The following is a 25,464-nucleotide window of genomic DNA, read 5'->3' as shown; positions in this document are numbered from 1 at the left end:
TTCAATGGGTTAGAAAAAACCACACCCTGAATCTCAACACATCCTGGTCAAAACAAGACCTGCCTCACCCCAGCTTCGCATAGGCATAGTCATAGAGGTGCTGAAACCCCAGCCGCGCATAGAGCGCCAGGGCCGGCGCGTTGGCGACACCGACCTGGAGATAGGCGCCCACAGCCCCCTCCCCCACGGCGCGGGCCAGCATATCGGTCATCAGACGACGCGGCAAACCCTGCCCCCGCCGGTCGGGCCGGCAGGCAACCTTGTAAAATCCGGCCCAACCCCGATCCAGCACCGACAGGCAGGCCGCCACCGGCTCCCCATCCTGCCACAGCATCGCGAAACGCGGGCGGGCGGCAATGCCGTTCAGGATGGACAGTAGGGCCGGCATCTCCGGCTCGGGCACCGGCACCATGCGGCGATAGGCATCCATCCAGGCCTGATCCAGCCTTTCCTGCACCCGCACCGCCGCATCCGGTGCCGCCACCGTGATCGCGTCCAGCGGACGGAACAGCACCCGGCTCTGGCTGGCGATGCCGTAACCCCGATCCGCCAGCCGCACCCCCAGGTCGGGTGGTGACAGGGGCGTCAGGCGGAATTGCGGCGGCAGCCCCTGGCGGCGATACTCCGCCTCCACCATGTCGATGGTGGCATCCTCAATGGCACCCATCGCCACCATGGCATTGGCGGAATTGGCGCGCCCCGTATGGCCCGCCGCAAAATACAGCGCCCAGCCCTTGTGAATGATGCGGCGCGGTGCCGGCCACGCCGTCATCGACAGGTCTTCCAACAGGGCAATATCGTCGATCTGATCGGGCGACAGCATGAAATGACGATCCATGGCAGGAAAACGGGCCGGCGAAGCGCCCGGCGCTTGAAGGCAGAATAATCTGCCATGCTGAAAAACAAGGACGCCATGCCAAGGTCGGGGGGCGGACACCACGAATACCGCAGTGCCGAAGCGTTGACGAGACGGGGGGTTAGGCGTAAGTCACTTCGGCGATTTCTTTGTCTCATAAACCGCCGGTGGTCCCGCCACCGGACGTCAGCTCCCTTGGCGGGGGGAGGGCGTGGGCAAACCCCGGCCAGCACCAAGGACGAAAGAGAAATGACCGACACGCCTGCGGCCAAGCGGCAACGGCCCTTGTCCCCTCACCTGCAGGTCTACCGGCTGCCCTTGCCGGCCCTGACCTCCATCGCCCACCGCATCACCGGCGTGGGGCTGACCGTTGGTACCTTGCTGCTGGTCTGGTGGCTTGTCGCCGCCGCTACAGGGCCGGAAGCCTATGCGACGGCCAGCAGCTTCATCGCCTCGCCCATCGGCCTTCTGCTGATGTTCGGCTGGACGGCGGCGCTCTGGTACCATCTGCTGAACGGCCTGCGCCACCTGATCTGGGACGGTGCCAGGATGATGTCTCTGGGACAATCCTATTACAGCGCCAAGCTGGTCATCGGTGCCGCCATTGTGGCGACCGTGGTGACCTGGGTCGTGGCTTTCGCGGTCTGACGGGGGACATGATGGCCAACGATACCAACAGCTTCCGCACGCCCATCGGTCGCGCCCGCGGCCTGGGTTCCGCCAAGACCGGCGCACAGGCCTGGCTGGGCTACCGCATCGCGTCCGCCGCCCTGGCGGTGCTGACGATCCTGTTCATCGTCCTGGTGATCAGCCTGATCGGTGCGCCGTATGAACAGGTGGTCGCCACCTTCAAGCATCCGTGCCCGGTCATCCTGACCGTGCTGTTCCTGGGCTTTCTGTTCCATCATGCCGCTTACGGTATGCAGGAAGTCTATGAGGACTATATCCACGGCAAACTGGCGAAGCTGTTCGCCATCGGCGCCACCAAGCTGGTGGCCCTGGCCCTGTTCCTCGCCGGCGCTTTTGCCGTCCTGAAGATCGCTTTCGGAGCCTGACATCATGGCGACCGCTTACAAGATCATCGACCACGAATATGACGTGGTTGTCGTTGGCGCCGGTGGCGCTGGCCTGCGCGCCACCTTCGGCATGGCCGAAAAGGGGCTGAAGACCGCCTGCATCACCAAGGTGTTCCCCACCCGCAGCCACACCGTGGCGGCACAGGGCGGCATCTCGGCGGCCCTGGGCAACATGGGCAATGATGACTGGCGCTTCCACATGTACGACACCGTCAAGGGGTCGGACTGGCTGGGCGACCAGGACGCCATCGAATATATGGTGCGCGAGGCCATCCCCGCCATCATCGAGCTGGAACACCAGGGCGTGCCGTTCAGCCGTACGGCGGAAGGCAAGATCTACCAGCGCGCGTTCGGCGGCATGACCACCGAATATGGCAAGGGCCAGGCCTACCGCACCTGTGCGGCGGCTGACCGTACCGGCCACGCCATGCTGCATACGCTGTATCAGCAGAGCCTGCGCCACCATGCCGAATTCTTTATCGAGTATTTCGCCCTCGACCTGCTGATGGACGAGGAAGGCGTGTGCCGGGGCGTGCTGGCCTGGAACCTGGATGATGGCACCATCCATCGCTTCCGTGGTCACCAGACGGTGCTGGCCACCGGCGGCTATGGCCGCGCCTACTTCTCCGCCACCTCGGCCCATACCTGCACCGGTGACGGTGGCGGCATGGTGCTGCGCGCCGGCCTGCCGTTGCAGGACATGGAGTTCGTGCAGTTCCACCCCACCGGCATCTACGGCTCCGGCTGTCTGATCACCGAGGGTGCGCGCGGCGAGGGCGGCTACCTGACCAACAGCGCCGGTGAGCGCTTCATGGAGCGTTACGCCCCGTCCGCCAAGGACCTGGCATCGCGCGACGTGGTCAGCCGTTCGATGACCATCGAGATCCGTGAAGGGCGCGGTGTCGGTCCTAATAAGGACCATATCCACCTGCACCTGGAACATCTGGCCCCCGACGTCATCCATGCCCGCCTGCCCGGCATTGCCGAAAGCGCGCGCGTATTCGCCGGCGTGGACGTGACGAAGGAGCCGATCCCGGTTCTGCCGACCGTTCACTACAACATGGGCGGCATCCCCACGAACTATCGTGGCGAGGTCATCCGTCCCACCGCCGACAATCCCGATCAGGTCGTCCCCGGCCTGATGGCCATCGGCGAGGCGGCCTGCGTGTCGGTGCATGGCGCCAACCGTCTGGGCTCCAACTCCCTGCTCGATCTGGTCGTGTTTGGCCGCTCTGCCGCCATCCGCGCGGCGGAGATCGTGCAGAAGGGCGCCCCGCACAAGACCATTTCCAACGACAGCACCGACAAGGCGCTGGCCCGTCTGGACAAGGCCCGCTTTGCCAAGGGCGGCACCCGCGTCGCCCATCTGCGCCTGGAAATGCAGAAGATCATGCAGAATAACTGCGCGGTCTTCCGCACCGGTGAGGTTCTGGACGAAGGCGTGGAGCTGATGAAGGACGTCTGGGCCAAGCGCCCCGACGTGGCGGTCAGCGACACCTCCATGATCTGGAACAGCGATCTGGTGGAAGCGCTGGAACTGGACAATCTGATGTACCAGGCCGTCGCCACCATCAATTCCGGTGCCAACCGCAAGGAATCCCGTGGCGCCCATGCGCGTGAGGATTATAGCGAGCGTGACGACGAGAATTGGATGAAGCACACCACCGTCTGGGTGGATGAGACGGGCAAGTCGACCATCGATTACCGCCCCGTCCATCTCTACACCCTGACGAACGAGGTGGAAGTGTTCCCGCCGAAGAAGCGCGTCTACTAAGTCACGATCTGAGAGGGCTTCATCCATGGCTGAATTCTCCCTGCCCGCCAACTCGAAGGTCGTGCCCGGCAAGACCATCAAGTCGGCTACTGCGGATGCCAAGCGCACCCGCACCTTCCGCATCTACCGTTACGATCCGGACTCGGGCGAAAACCCGCGTGAGGACAAGTACGAGATCGACCTGGACAAGTGCGGTCCGATGGTTCTGGACGCGCTGATCCACATCAAGAACGATGTGGACAGCACCCTGACCTTCCGCCGTTCCTGCCGTGAGGGCATCTGCGGCTCCTGCGCGATGAATATCGACGGGCGCAACACGCTGGCCTGCCTCAAGCCGATCGACGAGGTGAAGGGCGACGTCAAGATCTACCCGTTGCCGCATCAGCCGGTGGTGAAAGACCTTGTCCCCGACCTGAACCAGAACTACGCGCAGCTGGCCTCCATCAAGCCCTGGCTGCAGACGCAGAGCACCGCCCCCTCGCGCGAACGGCTGCAAAGCCCGGAAGAGCGGGAAAAGCTGGATGGTCTCTACGAATGCATCCTGTGCTTCTGCTGCACGACGTCGTGCCCCAGCTACTGGTGGAATGGCGACCGTTACCTGGGTCCGGCGGTTCTGCTGCAGGCCTATCGCTTCATCGCCGACAGCCGCGATGAAATGACGGGTGAGCGTCTGGACGCGCTGGAGGATCCGTTCCGCCTCTATCGCTGCCACACGATCATGAACTGCACCCAGACCTGCCCCAAGGGTCTGAACCCCGCCAAGGCCATCGCCGAAATCAAGAAGCTGATGGCCGCCCGCGCCGCATAACGCGTCACGGATGGTTGGACATGAAAAGGCCGCCGGGATCGCTCCCGGCGGCCTTTTTCTTCGCCCCTCGCCCACGAAGGTGGGAGAGGGAGGGGCCCCCGAACGCGCCAGCGTTTGGGAGGGTGAGGGCAACCCCACCCCCGCTCAGTTCGGCACGGCCTGCGTCAGCGCCCCATCCACCACGGTGCAACGCAGGGTCCGGCGCTGCGGCGCCTCGAACGCGTCCTTGCGGCTGGCCATGGTGAAGGGCTGCTGCACTGTCTGCACATTGCCGCTGGTCGACAGGTCAGGCAGGTCGAAAGCGATGCGGTAACGGTCACCGAACGACCGGTCCACCTCCCGCCGGCAGATATCGGTGGCGGTGCGGGGCCCACGGTAATTCCCGTTCTCATACTCCCCGTCATTGACATTGATGGAACAGGCGCCCAGCAGCCCGCCGGCGGACAGGGCCAGAAAGGCGAACGCGGATGCACGGACCAGACGCGACATGAAAAATCCCCCCGTTGGATCGAAACCGGGGGGATCATGGGAGCGTCGCCGGGACGGGCGCAAGCCACGTTACCCCGGCGTTACCAACTGAATTCATTGCGAAATGGAAAGCATGCTGCGCTGCTTGATTGTAACCGGATGGTGCCAATCACCCTGCCTTGGCCCGCACCTTGAACGTCATGCCCAGCACGGCCGACATCTGATGCAGGTATTTCACATCGGCTTCGGTCCAGTCCTTGATGGACCCGCAATGCTCACAGCACAGCACGGCGATGGGGCTGGCCCCTTCCAGGATCACGAAATCCAGTAGCGAGCGGATATCCAGCGGCGTGAAGTAGATTTCGTCAAAGCAGGAGGTGGCAGGATGATGTTCGGCATCCGGGGCCACGATCTTCAGGTCGCGCTTGATGGCGTCGAAATATTGCGGGAAATCGTCTTCCGACAGGGTGACGCCGCTGCTGAAAGTGCCGTCACGGCTGTCGAACAGGCACTGGCTGGTGATGGCATCCTTCACGCCATTGAACAGCCAGATGGAGGCGCGGCTGGACCCGACATGCTCCACAATATCCTGACAGATGGCGCGATAAAGATCGTCCAGCGTGTCGGGGTTGGCACGAAAGGCGGTCAGGGCGGCGCGGGCGCGGTCCATGGTGCGTATCCTTGATTGCTGCTTTGCATTAAGGTTAACGCAGGAAAGGGTAAAATTCAGCCTATGCAGGCGGATAGGAACATACCAGTATTACACTTTACAGACTCGAACGTGAAAACCATCTTCCATCAATGCAAAATAAGCGTTAAAATAAGTAAAATTTATTTTGAGACGAGACATGGCATACCCTCCCCCTCCCAAATGGGGCCAAGATGGCCTGAGTAAATTTATTCAAATTCTCAGAGATAATCAGTTTTCTACATTTTACAACATGCGTGAAGATGTAGATAAAGTCATAAGCATAGACGCCATAATAGATAAATCATTGTCAGGCCATATTGATCCCAATCCCATTCATCCTATGACATTCCTCATAAGATCACATTCTGTTTTCAGGTCAGCAGTAAGCACAACACTATCTGGTCAACTTTATGAAGCACAACCTGCAATGCGAAACTGCTTGGAGCTTGCTGCATACGGTTTTTATATATGGAAGAAGCCAGAATTTTGGACAACTTGGACTGAAAGGGATCAGTCAAACGATCATCGGAAGTTGGCAGTAAAAAGTTTCCACAATGATAAAATCAAAGACTGCCTGAAGACTAACAGCAAACCAATGTGGGATGCATACACAAAGCTATATGAAAAATTTTGACACTTGGCGCGCACACCAACCCAGCAGGTATTCTGTCAGGATCAACAATTAAAAAGACAGAATCCCAAATAATGGTGGAGACTATTTACATTCAAGATGATGTCGATTTCATTAGGAGCGCACTCAAGTCAAATTTACAAGTAGGCATATTTATTTACGAATGCTTTTCCAAAATATACCCCATCTGCGCCTCCACTGACGGACTGACTTATATTGTAGAGCATCTGAAGAAAGCATGTTGACCCATTCACTGTGCAGCCACCAGCCCCACAATATCAATCGACAGCACAACCTCGCCCGCCTGGTTCCACATCTCCCGGCGGAATTTCACGATGCCCCGCCCGCCCTTGCGCGACGGCGTCAGTTCCAGGATCGTGTCGGTCAGGGTCAATGCGTCCCCTGCCCTGACCGGCTTCTGGAATTTCAGCATCCAGTCGAACCCGCCCAGGAAGGCCCAGGGCTTGCCATCCTTGGCCATGGTTTCATGACCCAGGATATAGGAAAGCGAGATCGTATAGCCGCCGCTGGCGATCAGGCCGCCGAAATGCGTCTGTGCCGCCGCGTCCTCATCCACATGGAAATCCCAGGGATCATAGCGCCGGGCGTAATCCAGCATCGCCGCGCGATCCACGGTCAGGGTCCTTGAGCGCTGCACGTCGCCCACGGCCAGATCATCAAAGTAAGTCCGTGCGGTCATCGGCAACTCTGTCGCAAGATCGGGCAATTGTCGTTCATAGGGGAAGTAAGCTTTGGACGACCATCGACGCAAGCCCTACGATCCCAGACTTCCGCCATAGACGGCATGTTAGCCATTGATAAACCGGTTTCGGCTGATTAGCCTTCGGCAAAAGGCAGTCTATGGAGAGTATTATGTCAAATACACAGAATTATTTTCTGAATTATCTTTGGCGAACGGATGAGAAACCCCTATACAAGATGTCACATTATGTTGACGTCTACGATACCAAGCTAGGTCCGTGGATGGGCAAAAAAGTCAATTTTCTCGAAATTGGCGTCTATAAAGGTGGCTCTCTTCGCATGTGGCGGGATTTCTTTTCGCCCCATTCGAAATTGACTTTCATTGATATGAATCCCGACTGCAAGTCCTTGGAAATTCCGGGTACAGAGATACGCATCGGTGATCAGTCCGACGTCCCGTTCCTGGTCAGCACCGCCAATGAACGCGGCCCGTTCGACATGATTGTCGATGATGGCAGCCATATGTGCGACCACCAGATCATCACTTTTCAAGCCCTCCGGCCCCACCTCAAGGATGGCGGTCTCTACATTGTAGAGGATGTCCACAGCAGCTACTGGCCCAGCTTCGGTGGCGGGTTCCGGGCACCGGGCAGTTTCATCGAGTTCGCCAAGGACCTGATCGACCGCATGCACAGTTGGTACACAGAGGATGATGTCGGCTTCCCGCTACACCAGATGGCCAGGGAAATGGGTTCCATCAGCTTCCATGACAGCCTGATCTTCTTTCAAAAGCAGATGAAAGAGCCGCCGTTCAGCCTAGTTTCCCAGAATGGGGAACTCAGCGGATCAAGGGAAATTCTTGAGATCCGTGGTCGCAAGTCAATCTTCAAACGGTAGAGTCCCTTTTGCCGGCCCCCTGTCCGGGAGATCGGTGGCTGTCTCAGTCGGCCACCGGCTCGCCCTTCTGATGCTTCATGATCACCGGGATCTGGGCCATGGAGAAGACCAGCGACAGCGGCATGATGCCGAAGACCTTGAAATTCACCCACATTTCCGTGCCGAAATTGCGCCAGACCACTTCGTTCAGCACGGCCAGCAACAAGAAGAACCAGGCCCAGCGGACCGTGAGGATGCGCCAGCCTTCATCCGTCAGGTCCAACGCCGCGCCCAGCACAACCTTCAACAGGTTACGCTTCATGGCCATGCCGGCGAACAGGCTGGCGGACAGCAGCAGATTGACCACCGTCGGCTTGATCTTGATGAACAGCTCATCATTCAGCCACAGCGTCAGGCCGCCAAACACCAGTACGAAGAAACAGCCCACCAGCGGCATCACCGGCAGGCGGCGTTCCAGCAGCCAGTTGACGGTCAGCGCCACCACGGTGGCGACCATGAACACACCCGTGCCGACCATCAGGCCGTAACGGGTGTTGATGACGAAGAACAGGGCCAGCGGCCCCGCTTCGAGGGCGAGTTTCAGCAGCGGATTCATAGCCGAAAGCATGTACCTGGAACCGCGCCGCCACGCCAGCCCCGGTTTCTGTTGCCCTGCGGCGAAACAGCGCTTTCCCCACGCCGCCGGAAAGGGTAAAGGCGAGGTGTCAGCAGCACATGGCGCGGGGGAGAAGGCCGATGATACGCGCCTACCGCATGATCGAGGGTCGTAATGAACCGCTGGACGGCGTGCCATCGGTGGAAGCCTTGCGACAGGCCTGCTGGATCGACCTGAACGCACCCAGCACCGCCGACCGGCAACTGGTGGAACAGACCTTCGGGATCGAGCTTCCGACGCGCGAAGAGATGCGGGAGATCGAGCTGTCCAGCCGCGTCTATCGCGAGGCGGGCGGCGCCTTCATGACGGCCACGGTCCTGTGCCGCGCCGATGCGCCCGTGCCGGAAACCATGGACATCACCTTCGTCCTGACGGGCGATACCCTGATCACCCTGCGCTTTGACGATCCCAAGCCCTTCTACGGCTTCCACAATCAGGTGACGAAGCAGGGAGTGCGGCTGGACAATGGCATCGCGGCCTTCCTGGCGCTGCTGGATGCCATCCTGGACCGCATCGCCGACGTTCTGGAAGGCGCGGGCCGGGATGTCACGGCGGTGGCCCGCGAACTGCTGATCGAGGGGCATCAGGGCCATCTGAATTCCGATCAGCAGCATCTGCTGCTGAAACGCATCGCGCGCGCCCATGATCTGACGGCCAAGGCGCGGGAAAGCCTGGTCACCCTGACCCGCATCATCGCCTTCACGGGCACGGTGCGCGAACTCGCCAATGAAAAGACCCTGCGGGCGCGCCTGAAAACGCTGAGCCAGGATGCACAGTCGCTGGCCGATTATACTGCCTTCCTGTCCTCCAACATCGCGTTTCAGCTGGATGCGCTGCTGGGCGTCGTGGGGATTGAGCAGAATAATATCGTGAAGATTTTCTCGGTCGCGGCGGTGGTGTTCCTGCCCCCGACCCTGGTGGCCAGCATCTATGGCATGAATTTCCATTTCATGCCGGAACTGGACTGGCCCTATGGCTATCCGCTGGCCATCGCCCTGATGATCATCTCGGTGATCGTGCCGTTCCTGTATTTCAAGCGGCGGGGCTGGCTGTAAGGGGTTGAGCCTTAACTCCTTACTTACCGTCATCCCGGCGCAAGCCGGGACCCAGGCGTAGAGCGGCGTCAGCCGCGACATGGGCTATATCGGCGCTGACCGCGCCTCACGCTGGGCCCCGGCTTCCGCCGGGGTGACGGTAAGAGAAAGAGAAGCGGAAAGGGCAATCCCCACCCCTATCTTAGCGCCTATGGGCGGAAGCCGGGATGACGAAGGATGTACGGATCAATAAACGGGCGCCTACGCCGCCGCCTGCTTGCCCAGGAACGCCTCATGCGTCGGCATGCTGTCGGCTGCCTGGCGGATACGCGCCCGCATGGTCGCCATCCGGTCGCGCACCGTCGGCAACGGGTGCAGATCGACCAGCGGGTCATAGGTTTCGGGCATGATCCCCTGCCCGATCATCACCGCGATCCAGCTTGTGTCGGTAAACAGGGCGCGGGCCCGCGTCGATACCCGGCCCCGCCGGCGGAACAGGTCGATCCGGCTTTTCAGGCTGTCGGGAATATCCATGGTTCGGCAATGGTTCCAGAAACTGCTGTCCGACCGTTCCGTCACATGATAGTGCAGGATCAGAAAGTCGCGCACCGCCTCGAATTCAGCCTGCGCCAGGGCGTTATATTCACGCACCTCCGCCCCGTCGATCTGACGACCGGGGAAGAAATCCAGCAGTTTGGTGATGCCCGTCTGGATCAGATGGATCGACGTGCTTTCCAGCGGCTCCAGGAACCCTGACGCCAGACCCAGCGACAGGCAGTTCTTGACCCAGGCCTGTTTGCGCCGCCCCGTGGCAAAGCGCAGCAGCTTCGGTTCGGCCAGTGCTTGACCGTCTATATTGGCCAGCAGTACCTCGCGCGCCTTTTCCTCGCTGACATGGGCGCTGCTGAAGACATGGCCGTTGCCGACCCGGTGGCGCAGGGGGATGCGCCATTGCCACCCGGCTTCCCGCGCGGTGGAACGGGTGAAGGGCGTGATGCGGCCATCGCCCGATGACGGCACCGCCCAGGCCCGGTCGCAGGGCAGCCAGTGCGTCCAATCCTCATACCCGGTCTTCAGCGCCTTTTCGATCAGCAGGCCGGTAAAGCCGGTGCAGTCGATGAAGAAATCGGCGGCTAGCCGCTCCCCGCCATCGCAGATCACGGCCTCGACAAACCCGTCTTCCCCGCGCAGGGCCACATCCACCACCTTGCGGTCCAGGCGAATAACGCCCAGGCGTTCGGCATAGCGGCGCAGATAGTCGGCATAGAGGCTGGCATCGAAATGATAGGCGGAACCGACCACCGACATGATGTTGCGCGGGTCGGTGACGGGCGCCATATAGCGCCCCTGCTCCGCCATGATGGTGCAGAGCGAGTAATCCTCCAGCCGCCCGCCCTCGCCCATGGCGTTCAGACGCAGCCAGTATTGATGGGTGTAATTGGCATCCAGACTGGCGCCATGCACCCCGAACGGGTGGAAATAGGAATGGTTCAGCCGGGTCCAGTCGCGAAATTCGATGCCCAGCTTATAGGTGCCCTTTGTATGGCGCAGGAAATCCGCCTCATCCAGGCCCAGCATATGGTTGAAGCCCCGGATGGCGGGGATCGTCGCCTCCCCCACGCCCACAGTGCCGATGACGCTGCTTTCCACCAGTTGAATGCGCGTATGGCGCCCCACGGCACGGGCCAGTGCGGCGGCGGCCATCCACCCGGCCGTACCACCCCCGACAATCAGGATGCTGCCCGGAAGATTGCCCGCCATGGTCGTTTCCTCCCTATACCACCCGTTTACCGGGCCTTGATTGATCATAGCGCGGATTAGGCGAAGCCGTAATCCGCGGAACAACGCAACCGCCGCTCCGCGGATTACGCTTCGCTAATCCGCGCTACGTCACGACACGCTTACTCAGCCCCCAGCTTGAACCGGACGCCCGCCATGATGCGCTGCGAACCGGAGCTGTAGGTGAAGGGCAGGTTACCGAACTGCAAATACTGGCTCTGGTCTTCCTTGGTCAGGTTGACCGCTTCCAGGGTCAGGCCGATCTGCTCGGTGACCTGATAGCCGATCTGCGCATCCAGCTGACCGTAGGAACGGTTCCAGATACCCAGCGTACGGGTGACCGCACCGTCCGAGAAGCCGAAATTGCCCGCGAACGACTTGTTACGCCAGGTGTAGGAGACGCGCGCCTCCAGACCCTCATACTCGTAATAGACCTGACCATTGAAGGCGTGCTTGGCCACGCCGGGGATGGGCAGACCCTTGTCGAAATCGTTGAGGATCGGCGACTTGCTGTCGGAGAACGTATAGTTCACGTTGAAACCGGCGCCGAAATCAAAGGCATACTGGGCAGCCAGTTCAAAGCCCTTGATGCGGCCACCCTCGCCATTGACCGGGCGGGCGATGGGGGTGTTACGCCCACCGGCCTGATCCATGACGAATTCCGGCTTGGTTTCGCTGCCGATGAAGCTGTCCACTTCCTTCCAGAAGCCGACGGCGGACACCAGACCCTGGCTGCCGAAGTAATATTCGTAGCCCAGGTCAAACTGCGAGGCGCGGAACGGGTCCAGATCGGGGTTGCCGGCGGAACCGTTGGTGGCTTCGAACAGGTTGGTGGTCGGGTTGCGGGTGAAGTCGACGCGGAAACCACGGCCCAGATCGAACAGGTTCTGGCGGGCAACGACGCGCGAGGCGGCGAAGCGCACCTTCTGGCCTTCATCCAGGTCGAAGACCATGTTCAGGCTGGGCAGGATGTCCGTGTAGGACCGCTCATTGGCAATAGTCTCGCTGTCACGCAGAACGCCGTTCCAGCTGTCGGTACCCAGATAGACCGGGTCCGGATCGGTGGCGCGGTTCTGATAGACGGTGAGGTTGGTGTGGATCAGGCGGGCACCGACATTGATGTGATAGCCCTCGCCCGGATCGCCGATATCGGCCATCGCATAGCCGGAATGGGTACTTTCCTTGACGCGGAAGCTTTCCAGCGGCTCCGCGTAGAAGGCGAACGGGGTGGACGGATACAGCGACTGGATCCATTCCGCGCCGTTCTTCATCTGGCTGCGATCCTGGACCTGGATCTTGCCGCCGACCATGTTGCCGGAGGAGAAGAAGTTGTTGATCGTCTCCACGCGACCCGACGAACCCGTGAAGGTCTGGAACGGGGTCAGGACCGGGGCGGAATTGCCGAAGCGGTTGTTACAGCCGTTGGGAATGCCCGGCGTGCCGGCGGGCAGTTCGCACGACTTGAAGCCGATGGCGCCATCCATGAAGTAACCATAGGGCGTCCATTTCTGGCCGAACTTGGTCCCATCCAGTTCACCCTTGCCGCTCAGGTTGGCCAGGTAACGGCCACGGGTGTAATCGACATCGCGTGAGGCATAGCGATAGCCGCCCGTCAGGGTCACATTGCCGGCGGGGATGAATTCCGGATCATATTCGCCGTCGGCGCGGACCGAATAATTCTCCAGATCGGCACGATCACCGAACACCCAGTGCGACTTGAAATAGCCATAGGCCGGGTTGGTGTAGAGATCCGGCGTGGTGGCCAGCGTCATCGACGGCAGCGTGCCGTTGCCATTGCTGTAGTTGAAGCGATAATTGGCCGGGGCCGCCGGATTGGCCGGCTTGTGGCTGAAACCAGTCGGGCTGGTCGGATCGGCCGTCGGCACGCTGTACTGCGTGTAGCGCACGTCATTGCTAGCGCTGTCAGAGAACAGATCAGCCTTGGCATAGGCACCGCGCAGAGAGCCGCGGAAATTGCCGCCGCCATCATATTTCAGCTTCAGGCCGAAATTGTCGCTGTCGATCTGGGAGTTCTGGACATAGGAGATGGCTTCCGCCGAATTGGCGATCAGGGTGCCGTTGATCAGCACGCCGTTCTCGTCAATCGTGTACGGCTTGGTGGTGTCCAGGCCGGGGCTTTCGATAGCGAACGGGAACTTCACCGACGCTTCCGACGTCAGGATGTCCAGTTCCGAATGGAACCACTCGCCCGACACTTCCACGCTGTCGGACAGCTGCACGGCACCGGCCAGCGAACCGCCGATACGCTTGCGGCTCTGCTCGCGGTCGGTGGCGTAGCGATATTCCGGCGCGTAATAATTCTTGGTGACGGTGGCCCTGTCACCACGGTCGGCGAAGCGCCAGTTGCCGCGGTTCTGACCGCCCAGAACGTCCGTCTGGCTGTTCTGCTTGTCATAGGACAGGGTAGCGATGAAGGCCGCCTTGTCGTCCCAGTTATACCCCAGCGCCAGCGCACCCAGCGGCTTCCAGCCGCCATCGGCACCCGTCGACTTGGCCCCACGCACGTTACCGGCGATGGTGTAGCCTGGGTCCAGGGCCAGCGGGTTGCGGGTCTTCAGGTTCACCGTACCGCCCAGGCCGCCTTCCAGCAGGCGGGCGTTCGGCGACTTGTAGACATCCACGCCACCCAGCAGCTCGGACGGCACACCTTCCAGGCTGTCATTGTTGCGGGTCTGGCCTTCACCCAGGGTGAAGATTTCCAGACCGGTCAGGAAAATCTCGTCGTTCAGCAGCGTGACATTCTGGTCCAGACCACGGATGCGGACCTTGGTGCCCTGGCCATTGTCACGGTCGATCTGCACGCCCGACAGGCGCTGCAGGCTTTCCGCGATGTTCTGGTCGGGGAACTTGCCCATGTCCTCGGCGGTGATGGACTCGATGATCTCGTTGGAATTGCGCTTGGTCTGCAGCGCATTGGCCAGCGAGGCACGGAAACCGGTAACGATGATCTCGTCCAGCGTGCCTTCGGCGGCGGGCGCCGACGGGGCCGGCGCCTGCTGCGCCATGGCCGGCATGGCGGTCGCCAGCGCGATGGCAGCAACAGAACCCAGATAGAATCCGGGCTTCGACTTGACTGACATTTTTTTACCTCCCGTAAGGATTTAGCCCAAATAAGGCATTTTGCTTTATTTAATGAGAACCCATGACCTGCGCCGCGACCGGGCCCATGTCAGTTTCCTCCCCCTCGGCATCGGGCGGACAAGCCTTCTTGGTGTGGTTCATCGCCCGGACCACACCTTGGACAATATTGACAGCGCAGTCAATAGGGTTTGATAACGCTGTCATGAAATTGGCAAGGATACCGACACCCCTGGAATCTACATATAATTGGCGGAATATATGGGTTTCCTTCGCAGGCGCAGCGAAACAAGACCCCAAAAAATCCGCCAAGAGGTTAATTGACATCGCTGCCAATTGCCGATACAAAAATTTCCCTGCCAGCCACTCCCGCGCCGCGTAAAGCTTTGCGGGGGATGGCAGAATCATGGTAGCGGTAACCATGCGGCCCACCGGAACGGAAGGCCGGATGACTTACAGACATCAAATCTGACAGCGTTGACAGAGACACCGGCAAGCCGCCCCCATCCCTCACAAGGTTTTTGGCCCGAGGGTTCGGGGGAATTGTGAGACTTGGGCGTTGACAGCCCGCCATGTTGGTGTCATTCCATCTGACAACGATGTCAGGACAAGGCTCGTCGGTGGGATCAAAAACCCCTGACGACAATGAACGAAAGCAGATTGGGAGGATGCAAGTGACGTCGAAGCGAACCACGCGGCTGGCCCGCGCCCTTGGTCTTGTCAGCGCGCTGGCCCTGGTGGCCGGCCTGGGCGGGGTATTGTCGGCCAATGTGGCCTTTTCCGCCGATGGCACGGCGTCCCCGGCACAGACCCTGCATCCCGAAAAATGGCCCGCTGCGAAGACCCAGCGCCTGATCGACCCCGCGATCGAAAAGAAGATCGATGCGCTGATGGCGCAGATGAGCGTGGAAGAGAAGGTTGGCCAGACCATCCAGGGCGACATTTCCACGATCAAGCCCGCCGACCTGCGCAAATATCCGCTGGGTTCGATCCTGGCGGGTGGCAATTCCGGTCCCGGCGGCGATGACCGCGCCCCGGCGCAGGCCTGGTTGGATCTGGCGGATGAATTCTACCGGGTTTCCATGGAAAAGAAGCCCGGTCGCGTGCAAATCCCCGTGATTTTCGGCGTTGATGCGGTTCACGGCCACGGCAATATCGGTGCGGCCACCATCTTCCCGCACAACATCGCCCTGGGCGCTACCCGCGACCGCGATCTGCTGCGCCGCACGGGTGAGGTGACGGCCCGTGAAATGGCTGCCACGGGCATCGACTGGACCTTTGCCCCTGCCCTCTCCGTGGTCCGCGATGACCGCTGGGGCCGCTCCTATGAGGGCTTCTCCGAAGATCCGGAGATTGTGGCTGCCTATGCCGGCGCCGTGGTGGAAGGCATCCAGGGCGTCATCGGCTCCAAGGATTTCATGAAGCCGGGCCGCACGGTGGCCACGGCCAAGCATTTCCTGGCCGATGGCGGCACCGATGGTGGCCGTGACCAGGGCGATGCCAAGATCACCGAGGAGGATCTGGTCCGCCTGCACAATGCCGGCTACCCGCCCGCCATTGATGCCGGCGTGCTGACCATCATGACCTCGTTCAGCTCCTGGCAGAACATCAAGCATCACGGCAACAAGCAGCTGATGACCGATGTCCTGAAGGGCCGGATGGGCTTCAACGGCTTCATCGTGGGCGACTGGAACGCCCATGATCAGGTGCCGGGCTGCACCAAGTATAATTGCCCGACCTCGCTGATCGCCGGTCTGGACATGTACATGGCGTCCGACAGCTGGGAACAGCTCTACAAGAACACGCTGGCGCAGGTGAAGGACGGGACCATCCCCATGGCCCGCCTGGATGATGCCGTGCGCCGCATCCTGCGCGTCAAGTTCCATGCCGGCCTGTTTGACAAGCCGGCGCCCAAGGACCGCAAGGACGTTCCCACCATTTCCAGCCTGGGCAGCCCGGAAAACCGCGCCGTCGGGCGGGAGGCGGTGCGCAAATCCCTGGTGCTGCTGAAGAATCAGGGCGGCGTCCTGCCCCTGTCGCCCAAGGCCAAGGTGCTGGTCGCCGGCGACGGTGCCGACAATATCGGCAAGCAGGCGGGCGGCTGGACCATTTCCTGGCAGGGCACGGGCAACCGCAACGACGAATTCCCCGGCGCCACCAGCATCCTGGACGGCATCAAGCAGACCGTGGGTGCCGCCGGCGGGGCCGTCACCTATGACAAGGCGGGCGCCTTCAAGGACAAGCCCGACGTCGCCATCGTGGTGTTCGGCGAGGAACCCTATGCCGAATTCCAGGGCGATGTGGAGACGCTGGAATTCCAGCCGGGCGACAAGGCCGATCTGGCCCTGCTGAAGAAGCTGAAGGCCCAGGGCATCCCCACCGTCGCAATCTTCCTGTCGGGCCGCCCCATGTGGGTAAACCCGGAGATCAACGCGTCCGACGCGTTCGTGGCCGCTTGGCTGCCGGGGACCGAGGGTAATGGCGTTGCCGACGTGCTGTTCAGGGGTGCGGACGGCAAGGTGAAGCATGACTTCAACGGCAAGCTGTCCTTCTCCTGGCCCAAGAATGCGGTGCAGACGCCGCTGAACCGGGGCGATGCCAATTACGACCCGCAATTCGCCTATGGCTATGGCCTGACCTACAAGGACAAGGGCGATCTGGCGGCTTTGTCGGAAGATAGCGGCGTGCCCGCCGGGTCGGGTTCTTCCACCGGCGTGTTCTTCCGCCGGGGCGGCGCGCCGGCCCCCTGGTCGCTGGCCATTGCCGACAAGGTGGGGGACCTGCGCGTCACCACCACCATGGGCACCAGCCCGGGCAAGGTTGTGGACCTGAAATCGGTGGACGTGGCCGCCCAGGAAGATGCCAAGCAGCTGACCTGGAACGGCACGGGCCTTGGCGGCTTCATCATCTCCGGTCGTGCCGTCGACCTGTCGCGGCAGTCGAACGGCGATGTCACCCTGTCGCTGCGCTATCGCGTCGATCAGGCACCGACGGGCAAGGCCCTGGTCTCCATGATGTGCGGCCCCGACTGCCGCGCCGATCTGGACCTGACCAAGATCCTGACCGATGCCAAGCCGGGCACGTTCCAGACCACCAAGATTTCCCTGAAATGTTTTGCCGCCGCCGGGGCACGGATGGCGGCCATCGAAGCACCCGTGGTGATCAGCACCGAGGGTCGGCTGGGCCTGACGGTCACCGACGCGAAGCTGGACGCCGATCCGGGCAACGCTGTCTGCCCGGCCAAGTAATATCACCGGCCATTCTGTATGGCCGGTGATATCCGCGCCGACTGGCGCGGCGGCGGCCCATGCCGCCGAAGCCTGAAATGCCGACCTGTCGGTATTTCAGGCCGCTGGTGTAACAGCCGGCGGACCCGTTTCGTCCCCGCCGGCACGGGTGGGGACGGCGACGGTTCTCTCTCTTCTTGTCACCCCACTTCGGGCCGCCCCTCAACCGGGCGGCCCATTTTTCTGTCAGATGCCTCCGCAACCGCATCGACGTAGGTCAGGTCGAGCGGAACGCGAGCCCTGACAGAGATGGATTGAAAGCCTTTGCTGTCAGGGCGAGGCTCCGCCGCGATCTGACCTACGTCAACCGTTTGCCAACCGCCTCAATCACCCGCACCGCAGCACCCAGCCCATCCTCGGTCCGGACCTCCACGCCAAGCGCCGCCGCCCGCGCCCGCATGCCCTGATCCTCCAGGCACCGGCGGATGGCATTGGCCAGTTGATCGGCATCCAGGTCACGATGGCGCAGCATGCCACCCCCCACACCCAGTTCCTCCAACCGCCAGGCCCAGAAGAACTGATCCCCCAGGAACGGCACGATCACCGCCGGCACACCGGCGCGCACCCCTGCCGCACTCGTGCCTGCTCCGCCATGATGAACCACGGCGGCCATATGCGGCAGCAGCCGGTCATGCGGTGCGGCCTCCAACGGGAAAATGTCGGGCGTCGGCCCCTCCGGCTTCAACCCGCCCCAGCCACCGGCCAGGACCGCGCGGCACCCAACCTTGCGCACCGCCTCCACAATGATGCGCGTGGTCCGCACCGGGTCGCCCGGCATCATGCTGCCGAATCCGATATAGACAGGCGCGGGACCGGCGGCCAGAAAGGCCGACAGATCATCCGGCATCACCCATTCCGGGTGGTCCAGGAACCAGGAGCCGGTAATGTGAACGGCTGGCGGCCAATCGTCAGGCCGGGGCACCAGCGCCGGGCTGTATCCCATCAACATCGGAAAGCCTTCCCGCTGCCACCGCCAATAGGGGCCGTAGAACGGGTAGGGCTTCAGACCCAGCAGTTCGGACCGGGCCCTGTTCACCATTGTGCGGAAAACCTGCCAGAAGACGATGGCAAGGGCCCAACCTTGCAGCCAGTTGCCAAGCCCCGGACGCTTACCCTGTGGCGGCACCATGGCGCTGGGAAAGGCGCGGGTCGGCAATGTCGGTTGCGGATAGGCATGGACATAGGGAATGCCCAGCGCCTCTGCCACCGACGCGCCGACAAACAAGGTGACCCCCGTGGGGATCAGCAGGTCCGCCGTCCGCGCCTCGGCCAGTAAGGTCCGTGTCCAGCTTTCCCCATGTCGCTGCGCAGCGGCGCGCATTGCCGCCATCACGAGGCGCGGCTTGGCCCCTTCTGCGAACATGGCCGTGGCTTCCGGCCCCTTCAGGTCGGCATGGATATCGCCCTCCAGCGGCACCAGCGTCACACCCCTGCCCGCCACCAGATCGGCAAAGCTGCCATAGGTCAGCAGCCGCACCGCGTGCCCCTGCGCCGCCAGCGCCACGCCCAGGGCCGCGAACGGCTGCACATCGCCGCGCGAGCCCAACGCCATCATCACGATCCGCACGTCAAAACCCCCGATGTTCCCCCTGCCCCAACCCCTGCCCTAACAATGTCACAGCCTCGCCGCCGGTCGGGCACCGGCCCGTTAAGAAGCCGGCAAAGATTGACTGGCATAGTTGATGCAAAGCCTGGGAGTACCAGGAGGTCACGGAGGCAAAAATGTCCAGCGTCACAGCCAGCAGCCCAAAAACTGGCGCCAATGGCAAGAAAATGGCGGATCGAGTCATGGTCGTGGCCCTATGGACGGGCCTTCTGGCCGCCGCCTGGTCCCTGCCCGTCATCGACCGCATCGCCGCCCAGGCCGAGCGGGAGAAGATGCAATCCGGCTATTACTACACACCCCAACGCCCCGCCGAGGCCTATGCCAGCGTCGATGCAGAACAGTAAGCGCTACGCCGCTGCTTCGACCCCGCCCGCAAACCCTTCGGGCGGCAGCCGCAGGGTGCGGCAGAACAGGGCGATGGTCCGGTAATATCCGGCCAGCGCGATCAGTTCCAATATCTGCGCCGCCGAAAACCCCGCCGACAGGGCCGCCCATTGCCCATCCGTCAGATCGCCCTGGGCATAAAGCGCGTCCGCCGTATCCATGATCAGCAGATCCTCATCTGACCAGTCCGGCCCCAGCGGATTATCCCGCCGCGTCGCCGCCACCTGATCGGCACTCAGCCCTGCCACGCCCGCAAACAGCGCCGCATGCACCCCCCATTCATAATCGGCCCCCGCCTGCCCACAGGTGCGCAGGATCATCAGCTCCCGCTGCCGCACCGTCATCGACCCCGCATCCAGAAGCCCGCCCGCAAACAGCCGCGACAGCACGCGCGGATTATGCGCCAAGGTCCTAAACAGGCTCAGCGGCGGGGCGCCCGGCGGCCGCAGCCGCTCAATCTGCGCGGCGACCAGCGGATCATAGGGGGCGGCAACAGGTGAAAGACGCGCCGGCATGATCATTCCTCCACGGCCATCGTTCGTGCTACAGAATTCGTAGCGCAATCGCATGCCGTTCGCTACGAAAATCGTAGCACACCAAGGACCCAGCCCACCATGTCCCTCAAGGCCCCCCGCTCCACCCGCCCCATCATGCGCCTGCTGGACCTGATGGGCCGCCGCTGGACCTTGCGCATCCTCTGGGAGCTGCATCAGCAGCCGGGCCAGACCTTCCGCAGCTTGCGCGAACGCTGCGCCGACATCTCCCCGTCTGTCCTCAACACCCGCCTCACCGAACTGCGCGAAGCCCGCCTGATCGCAGCGGAAGACGGCTACACCCTGACACCCGAAGGCCGCGAACTGGGCTGCCTGATGATGCCGCTCTACCATTGGGCGGAAGAGCATTTCGCAGGGGAGACTAAGCCGGATTAACAGAGCAGTTCAGTCAACCAACGACGCATACACTTGTTAATATTTAAGTAAAAATTCATTTTTAACAATTTGGCATTTGCAGACATATAATGATGGACGTACGTTAGAAGCATAATATTTGCTTTAATAGAGTATTCTCGGGAGCCCAAGGTGCAGTATGATGATTTAACACGGGAGCAGTTGCTTAATCTGCTCATTAAGCGCGACGCAGAGCGCAAGGTCGGGTTGGTTTGGGAAAGGAAGGAGCATTTACAGGACAATGCGCTTAACGACGACTTCGTCGTCATGGACCTTCAACATGAGGATGTTTGTGCGGGTGCTGGCCCGTACCGGAATCTCATCATTGAGGGGGATAATTATGACGCACTGCGTTGGCTACGCATGTCTCAGTCAGGAAAAATAAAAGCAATATTTATCGACCCGCCCTATAATACTGGAAAAAAGGACTGGGTATACAATGATCATTTTGGATGCCCCGATGACCGGTACCCACAATCCACATGGCTGGAATGGATTTATCAGCGCCTCCTGTTGGCCCGTGATTTGCTATCGGACGATGGTGTGATACTGGTTGCAATAAGCGATGAGAATCGATCAAAACTTGACCTCCTGATGGAGGATGTTTTTCCCGGCAAACGAAAGGGTAGCTTTGTCTGGCGATCCCGAATTGGCGGTAATGATGACGGTGATTGTTTCCTTTCCGTGAATCACGAACATATTCTGGTCTATGCCAATCACTCTTTCCGCTTTGGCGGAAATCGAAAGGTAACCGACCACTACATCAATCCCGACAATGATCTGCGGGGCGACTGGTTCGCCGACAACCTGACAGTCTCCGTGAAATACACGGATAAGCGGGCGGGCAATGCCTATTACCCGATCTATGATCCACTGGCGCGCATCTGGTATCCATGCAACCCCAATGGGGTTTGGCGGTTCGCAAGTCGCCAATATTTAAAGCCTGGCCAAAGGCTGAAAAAGGCTTGCATGGAGGACCTTGTCGCAAATAACAAGATAATATTCCCGCAAGACGAACGCGTTCATACCTGGAAAACACTTGATGAGTTGCTGGACGCCATCGACCAGCTCGATGTCCCTTTCAGAGGCGGCGTTCCAATCTTACGGCGGGGTTTACCAGATTTGGAATTCTGGGTGGGTAAACCCGTTGGCTGGGGAAGCCCCAAATATCGGCGCCATAAGAGCGAATTAAAATCTGAATTCAGCCCCGTATCAAGTTGGATAAAATCCAGCAAAGATGCGCACGACCTAGAGCAAAATCTTGTCGAACTATCTTCCCTAATGGGCGAGGAAGGCACCACATTACTGAACAAAATGTTTGGCGAAAAAGTATTTGATTATCCAAAGCCAATGTCACTAATGACAGACCTACTGCGACAGGTCAGTTCTGACGACGACATAGTCTTGGATTTCTTCGCTGGGTCCGGCACCACGGGCCACGCCGTTTTGACCTTGAACAACGAAGATGATGGCAACCGGCGTTTCATCCTGGTCTCGTCCAGGGAAAACACGGTGGATGCCCCTGACCGCAATGTTTGTCGTGATGTCTGCGCACAAAGACTACGTAAAGCCATCCAGGGCTACGGAACTGTCGAAGGCTTGGGGGGTGATTTTGCCTACCTGAGGGCGCGTAAGTTGGAGTACGACGCGATCAGCTATGAGTTGAGCCGCAACCGTGTGTGGGTGGGAGTGCAGGCGCTGCACGACATCCCAATTACCCGCTATGAACCCGAACGCCTCGTCCAGGCGTCCATTACGGATGAGGGGGTAGTCGTCGCTTATTGTGACCGCTTTACTTTGGAAGCGGAGGACATTCTCGGACAACTGACCAGCGGACGCCCGGCCTTCATTTACACATGGACTCCCGGAACGATCCGCGAGGCTTTCCGGGATCGGGACGGTATCGAGGTAAGGGCGGTTCCGGACGTATTCTTGAAGGGGTTTCGCTTATGAACGCTCCCGCGACCGATATCGTTACAGCGCGCCCGCTTCTGCCGCTGCGCCGTTTCCAGGAACGGGCATGCGATACGATCGTTAATGTTCTCCGTGATACGTCGGTCAAAATTGCAGCCGACCCAGATCGGCGATCCGCCATCGCACTTGCCCAGGGCGTTACGCTCTTTCGTTCGCCGACCGGCAGCGGAAAGACATTGACCGTTGGGCGCGCCCTGGAGAGGGCTACAGGCTCACTTACCCGCAGAACATGCTGGTTCTGGTTTACGCCCTACTCCGGCTTGGTATCGCAGACGCAAGATGCTTTGACGGTTCAATGCCCAGGTCTGCGCCTGCGGGACCTGCGCTCGGATCGCCATGTTGGCTTGGCCCGGGACGGCGATGTCTTCATCTCCACCTGGGCCAGTGTGGCATCAGCCAAGAAGGAAGCAAAAATTGCCAGACGAAATCAGGAGATGCTTCCTGGGCTTGACCTCTTCATCGCAGCCTTGCGGGCTGACGGTTGGCATATCGGAACGGTCATCGATGAGGCACATCTGAATTTCGGCAGCGCGGCACAACGGGCCGCGGAATTCTATTTGCAGGCCCTTCAACCTGACTTCACCATTCTCGTGACCGCGACCCCAAGAGATGGTGACCTGGCGTATTTTGAGCGGGCGGCTGGAATAGGAAGGGTGAACCGCATTGAAATTAGTCGACGCGACGTCGTTACGGCATGCCTGAACAAATCCGGGATCAAGGCTGTCCACTTCCGGCCCGATGATAAGGATGCAAAGCTTCTGGACATGTCTGAGGTGGCGCTGGTTGCCGGTTGGCAACGCCACATTATGGTGCGTGAGGCACTGGCGGCCCGAGCAATCGACCTTAAGCCCCTGCTCATGGTGCAGGTGGAGAATGAAGGAAAAGGCGGCCCGGACCCCATCGCACGCGCCGTGGACTTCTTGAAAAGTCAGGGGGTCCCGGAAGACATGATCGCCACGCATTCATCGGGTGACCCTGATCCCTACTTTCACACTCTTGCGTATGATGAGCGCAAGGAAGTCCTGGTGTTCAAGGTATCTGCCGCCACGGGCTTCGACGCCCCACGCGCCTGGACGCTTGTTTCTTTGCGACGCACGATTGATGCCGACTTTGGAATGCAGGTGCTGGGCCGCATCATGCGTGTCCACCCACGGACACAGCACCTCCACCCTTACGCCACGCACCCCGAGCGGCTTGAACCCGATATTCTGGACTTTGGTTACGTGTTTCTTGCAGACCCGGATGCATCAAGTGGATTGGTACGGGCAGCCTGTGATCTGCAGGCCATACAGGATAGTATCAAGACAGTAACTGATAATGTGAGGTTGGTTAACTTTGGTGGCCGCAGCGCCGCACTCCTGAACCCAGATACAGGCTTTGCAGAATTTCTTGTGCCAGAGCCGTCAACAACGGCCACACAGAGCATATCGCCTGTTCGAGCTGCTGCCCTTCGTGTTCAGGAAAGCCTTGGCTTCGTACTCTCCACGCCTCTTCCCCAGAATGTGCAGCCAGCCGGGGCCATGACAAAAGGGAGAAACACGGCAGCCAATCCGGGCGCCACTGCATATAAATTGCGTCAAGACATCGAATTCCCGCGCATACTCGCCAGAGAAGTAATGCCGCGCACCATGGAAGGGTTGGTAGATTGTATTGCCAAACGAATACGCATTGATGACAGCGTCTTGACCCTTGTTCACCGAACAATTGGTAAAGTCTATGTAACTGAGCAGGACATATTCGGCGAGCAAGGGCCTTCACATGAGACCCGGACGGTTCCTATTTCCAACGCACGAATCGCACAGGAAGCGCAGACTGCATTCCGCTTTAATGAAGGTATCGATGAACGTGACCTGAAACCGGCGCTGCTTGAGCAGTTACGACGTAAACTGACTGATCGGGGCATGACTATCCCCAACGACACCGAATTGAGACGGGCGGTCAACCTGCTGGCCATGGTTCGTCCCGAAATATTGCATGACGCATGCCGCGAATGCCTATCTTCGGTTGCAGAGATTCGGCAAGATGAAGAAATCCCTGGTCAGTATTATGGCCCTGTCGGCTTGGAGCGTGCCGAGAAATCGCTTTATGGTGTGTTCCCTGTTGAACTCAACTTGGAGGAACAGGCATTTGCACGAATGTTAGACAAAGACGATACCGGCACTGTGCTCTGGTGGCTACGCAACACGGAGAATGCCCGTTGGGCCGTTTCAATCGTCCTGCCCAACGGTCGGCGTCATTTCCCGGACTTCGTCATTGGGGTTAATCAACGCCGCAAGACTGAGAACCATATCGCATTGGCCGAAGTGAAGGATGATGGGGTCACCGGACGCCTTTTTAGCTCCTCAAACACCGATAAGGTTCGCTCCCAGCACACCCGATATGGTTCAGCGCTTATGGTCTGCCGAAATGACCAAGGGGATTGGTTGAAAATCGTCTATCGACCAGACATCCGCTCCCATCGGATCGGTGACATATTTGGAATTCAAGAGCTGGAGTTTGTCCAGTAAGGACCAACTGCTGACTTCCCACCCCCATTCCTGCTATCCTCTCCCCATCAACACCACCCCTGCGCCCACCCCGATCCGCCCCCCCCAAGGGCCGGAAGCGCCCGCTTTCTACCGCCTTTGTTGGAGCCGTCCGAATGAAACACGCACCCTTTCCATGTTTCACAGGGTTGCACAGCCCCCCACCGCACCGTCGCCCCCATCGCCCCACGGCCAGCGAAACATCACCGCTCCCCCTGTCTCACAATGTTTCACATCGCCGGGAGCCGCCCCACACCCAAGCCCATTTGAT

Annotated in this window: 22 protein-coding genes; 12 read left to right on the top strand and 10 right to left on the bottom strand. The window is 60.3% G+C overall.

The window, feature by feature from the left end; all coding sequences use genetic code 11:
• Positions 1-64 precede the first annotated feature (64 nt).
• Complete coding sequence (locus ACODSP_RS04155) at positions 65-823, bottom strand: GNAT family N-acetyltransferase (RefSeq protein ID WP_488964366.1); 759 nt, start codon at positions 821-823, stop codon at positions 65-67.
• Between the two features lie 282 nt (positions 824-1,105).
• Between ACODSP_RS04155 and sdhC the strand changes: the two genes are divergently transcribed.
• Genes sdhC through ACODSP_RS04135 form a run of 4 tightly spaced genes read left to right on the top strand, consistent with a single transcriptional unit; the run spans position 1,106 to position 4,514 of the window.
• Positions 1,106-1,504 carry a succinate dehydrogenase, cytochrome b556 subunit gene (sdhC, locus tag ACODSP_RS04150; protein WP_488964365.1) on the top strand — a complete coding sequence of 133 codons (399 nt, stop codon included), beginning with the start codon at positions 1,106-1,108 and terminating at the stop codon, positions 1,502-1,504.
• An 8-nt stretch (positions 1,505-1,512) separates the two neighbouring features.
• Positions 1,513-1,911, top strand: a complete 399-nt coding sequence (sdhD, locus tag ACODSP_RS04145) for a succinate dehydrogenase, hydrophobic membrane anchor protein (protein WP_488964364.1) — start codon at positions 1,513-1,515, stop codon at positions 1,909-1,911.
• Positions 1,912-1,915: 4 nt separating this feature from the next.
• Positions 1,916-3,706 carry a succinate dehydrogenase flavoprotein subunit gene (gene sdhA, locus ACODSP_RS04140; protein WP_488964363.1) on the top strand — a complete coding sequence of 597 codons (1,791 nt, stop codon included), beginning with the start codon at positions 1,916-1,918 and terminating at the stop codon, positions 3,704-3,706.
• A 25-nt stretch (positions 3,707-3,731) separates the two neighbouring features.
• A complete protein-coding gene (locus ACODSP_RS04135; protein ID WP_488964362.1) occupies positions 3,732-4,514 on the top strand; it encodes a succinate dehydrogenase iron-sulfur subunit in 783 nt (260 codons plus the stop codon).
• A 144-nt stretch (positions 4,515-4,658) separates the two neighbouring features.
• Here the strand turns inward: ACODSP_RS04135 and ACODSP_RS04130 are convergent, their stop codons facing one another.
• Positions 4,659-5,003 (bottom strand): hypothetical protein, encoded by a 345-nt coding sequence (locus tag ACODSP_RS04130; RefSeq protein ID WP_488964361.1) that lies wholly within the window; start codon positions 5,001-5,003, stop codon positions 4,659-4,661.
• A 148-nt stretch (positions 5,004-5,151) separates the two neighbouring features.
• Positions 5,152-5,652 carry a GAF domain-containing protein gene (locus ACODSP_RS04125; protein ID WP_488964360.1) on the bottom strand — a complete coding sequence of 167 codons (501 nt, stop codon included), beginning with the start codon at positions 5,650-5,652 and terminating at the stop codon, positions 5,152-5,154.
• Positions 5,653-5,830: 178 nt separating this feature from the next.
• Here ACODSP_RS04125 and ACODSP_RS04120 point away from each other — a divergent pair, with 178 nt between their 5' ends.
• The gene (locus tag ACODSP_RS04120; RefSeq protein WP_488964359.1) at positions 5,831-6,307 is read left to right on the top strand and encodes a hypothetical protein; all 477 of its coding nucleotides are present in this window, start codon (positions 5,831-5,833) and stop codon (positions 6,305-6,307) included.
• 247 nt (positions 6,308-6,554) lie between these two features.
• On the opposite strand, the gene ACODSP_RS04115 is transcribed toward ACODSP_RS04120, so the two are convergent.
• Positions 6,555-7,004 (bottom strand): MaoC/PaaZ C-terminal domain-containing protein, encoded by a 450-nt coding sequence (locus ACODSP_RS04115; RefSeq protein ID WP_488964358.1) that lies wholly within the window; start codon positions 7,002-7,004, stop codon positions 6,555-6,557.
• Positions 7,005-7,177: 173 nt separating this feature from the next.
• Here ACODSP_RS04115 and ACODSP_RS04110 point away from each other — a divergent pair, with 173 nt between their 5' ends.
• Complete coding sequence (locus ACODSP_RS04110; protein WP_488964357.1) at positions 7,178-7,903, top strand: class I SAM-dependent methyltransferase; 726 nt, start codon at positions 7,178-7,180, stop codon at positions 7,901-7,903.
• Positions 7,904-7,946: 43 nt separating this feature from the next.
• On the opposite strand, the gene ACODSP_RS04105 is transcribed toward ACODSP_RS04110, so the two are convergent.
• Positions 7,947-8,510 carry a septation protein A gene (locus tag ACODSP_RS04105; protein WP_488964356.1) on the bottom strand — a complete coding sequence of 188 codons (564 nt, stop codon included), beginning with the start codon at positions 8,508-8,510 and terminating at the stop codon, positions 7,947-7,949.
• Positions 8,511-8,638: 128 nt separating this feature from the next.
• Between ACODSP_RS04105 and ACODSP_RS04100 the strand changes: the two genes are divergently transcribed.
• Entirely contained in the window at positions 8,639-9,613 is a 975-nt protein-coding gene (locus ACODSP_RS04100; protein WP_488964355.1) for a magnesium transporter CorA family protein, read from the top strand.
• Positions 9,614-9,853: 240 nt separating this feature from the next.
• Here ACODSP_RS04100 and ACODSP_RS04095 read toward each other — a convergent pair whose 3' ends face one another.
• The 3 genes from ACODSP_RS04095 to ACODSP_RS04085 form a co-directional block, all read right to left on the bottom strand.
• Positions 9,854-11,353 carry a tryptophan halogenase family protein gene (locus ACODSP_RS04095; protein ID WP_488964354.1) on the bottom strand — a complete coding sequence of 500 codons (1,500 nt, stop codon included), beginning with the start codon at positions 11,351-11,353 and terminating at the stop codon, positions 9,854-9,856.
• 140 nt (positions 11,354-11,493) lie between these two features.
• Complete coding sequence (locus ACODSP_RS04090) at positions 11,494-14,472, bottom strand: TonB-dependent receptor (protein WP_488964353.1); 2,979 nt, start codon at positions 14,470-14,472, stop codon at positions 11,494-11,496.
• A 49-nt stretch (positions 14,473-14,521) separates the two neighbouring features.
• Positions 14,522-14,893, bottom strand: a complete 372-nt coding sequence (locus tag ACODSP_RS04085) for a hypothetical protein (protein WP_488964352.1) — start codon at positions 14,891-14,893, stop codon at positions 14,522-14,524.
• A 251-nt stretch (positions 14,894-15,144) separates the two neighbouring features.
• Here ACODSP_RS04085 and ACODSP_RS04080 point away from each other — a divergent pair, with 251 nt between their 5' ends.
• A complete protein-coding gene (locus tag ACODSP_RS04080) occupies positions 15,145-17,718 on the top strand; it encodes a glycoside hydrolase family 3 protein (RefSeq protein WP_488964351.1) in 2,574 nt (857 codons plus the stop codon).
• A 337-nt stretch (positions 17,719-18,055) separates the two neighbouring features.
• On the opposite strand, the gene ACODSP_RS04075 is transcribed toward ACODSP_RS04080, so the two are convergent.
• A complete protein-coding gene (locus ACODSP_RS04075; RefSeq protein WP_488964350.1) occupies positions 18,056-19,324 on the bottom strand; it encodes a glycosyltransferase in 1,269 nt (422 codons plus the stop codon).
• Between the two features lie 155 nt (positions 19,325-19,479).
• On the opposite strand from ACODSP_RS04075, the gene ACODSP_RS04070 reads away from it, so the two are divergent.
• A complete protein-coding gene (locus ACODSP_RS04070) occupies positions 19,480-19,707 on the top strand; it encodes a hypothetical protein (protein WP_488964349.1) in 228 nt (75 codons plus the stop codon).
• 3 nt (positions 19,708-19,710) lie between these two features.
• Here the strand turns inward: ACODSP_RS04070 and ACODSP_RS04065 are convergent, their stop codons facing one another.
• Positions 19,711-20,262 (bottom strand): carboxymuconolactone decarboxylase family protein, encoded by a 552-nt coding sequence (locus tag ACODSP_RS04065; RefSeq protein ID WP_488964348.1) that lies wholly within the window; start codon positions 20,260-20,262, stop codon positions 19,711-19,713.
• A gap of 99 nt (positions 20,263-20,361) precedes the next feature.
• Between ACODSP_RS04065 and ACODSP_RS04060 the strand changes: the two genes are divergently transcribed.
• From ACODSP_RS04060 to ACODSP_RS04050, 3 genes are all read left to right on the top strand, one after another.
• Entirely contained in the window at positions 20,362-20,676 is a 315-nt protein-coding gene (locus ACODSP_RS04060) for a winged helix-turn-helix transcriptional regulator (protein WP_488964347.1), read from the top strand.
• Positions 20,677-20,826: 150 nt separating this feature from the next.
• Positions 20,827-22,647, top strand: coding sequence for a site-specific DNA-methyltransferase (locus ACODSP_RS04055; protein ID WP_488964346.1), 1,821 nt, complete (start codon positions 20,827-20,829; stop codon positions 22,645-22,647).
• Complete coding sequence (locus tag ACODSP_RS04050) at positions 22,644-25,175, top strand: DEAD/DEAH box helicase family protein (RefSeq protein WP_488964345.1); 2,532 nt, start codon at positions 22,644-22,646, stop codon at positions 25,173-25,175. The genes ACODSP_RS04055 and ACODSP_RS04050 overlap by 4 nt, the downstream gene beginning before the upstream one ends.
• Positions 25,176-25,464 lie beyond the last annotated feature (289 nt).

This window comes from Niveispirillum sp. FG156, from assembly GCF_057809555.1.
The sequence above is the reverse complement of the archived record's forward strand: the minus strand, read 5'-3'. Positions and strand labels throughout refer to the sequence as shown.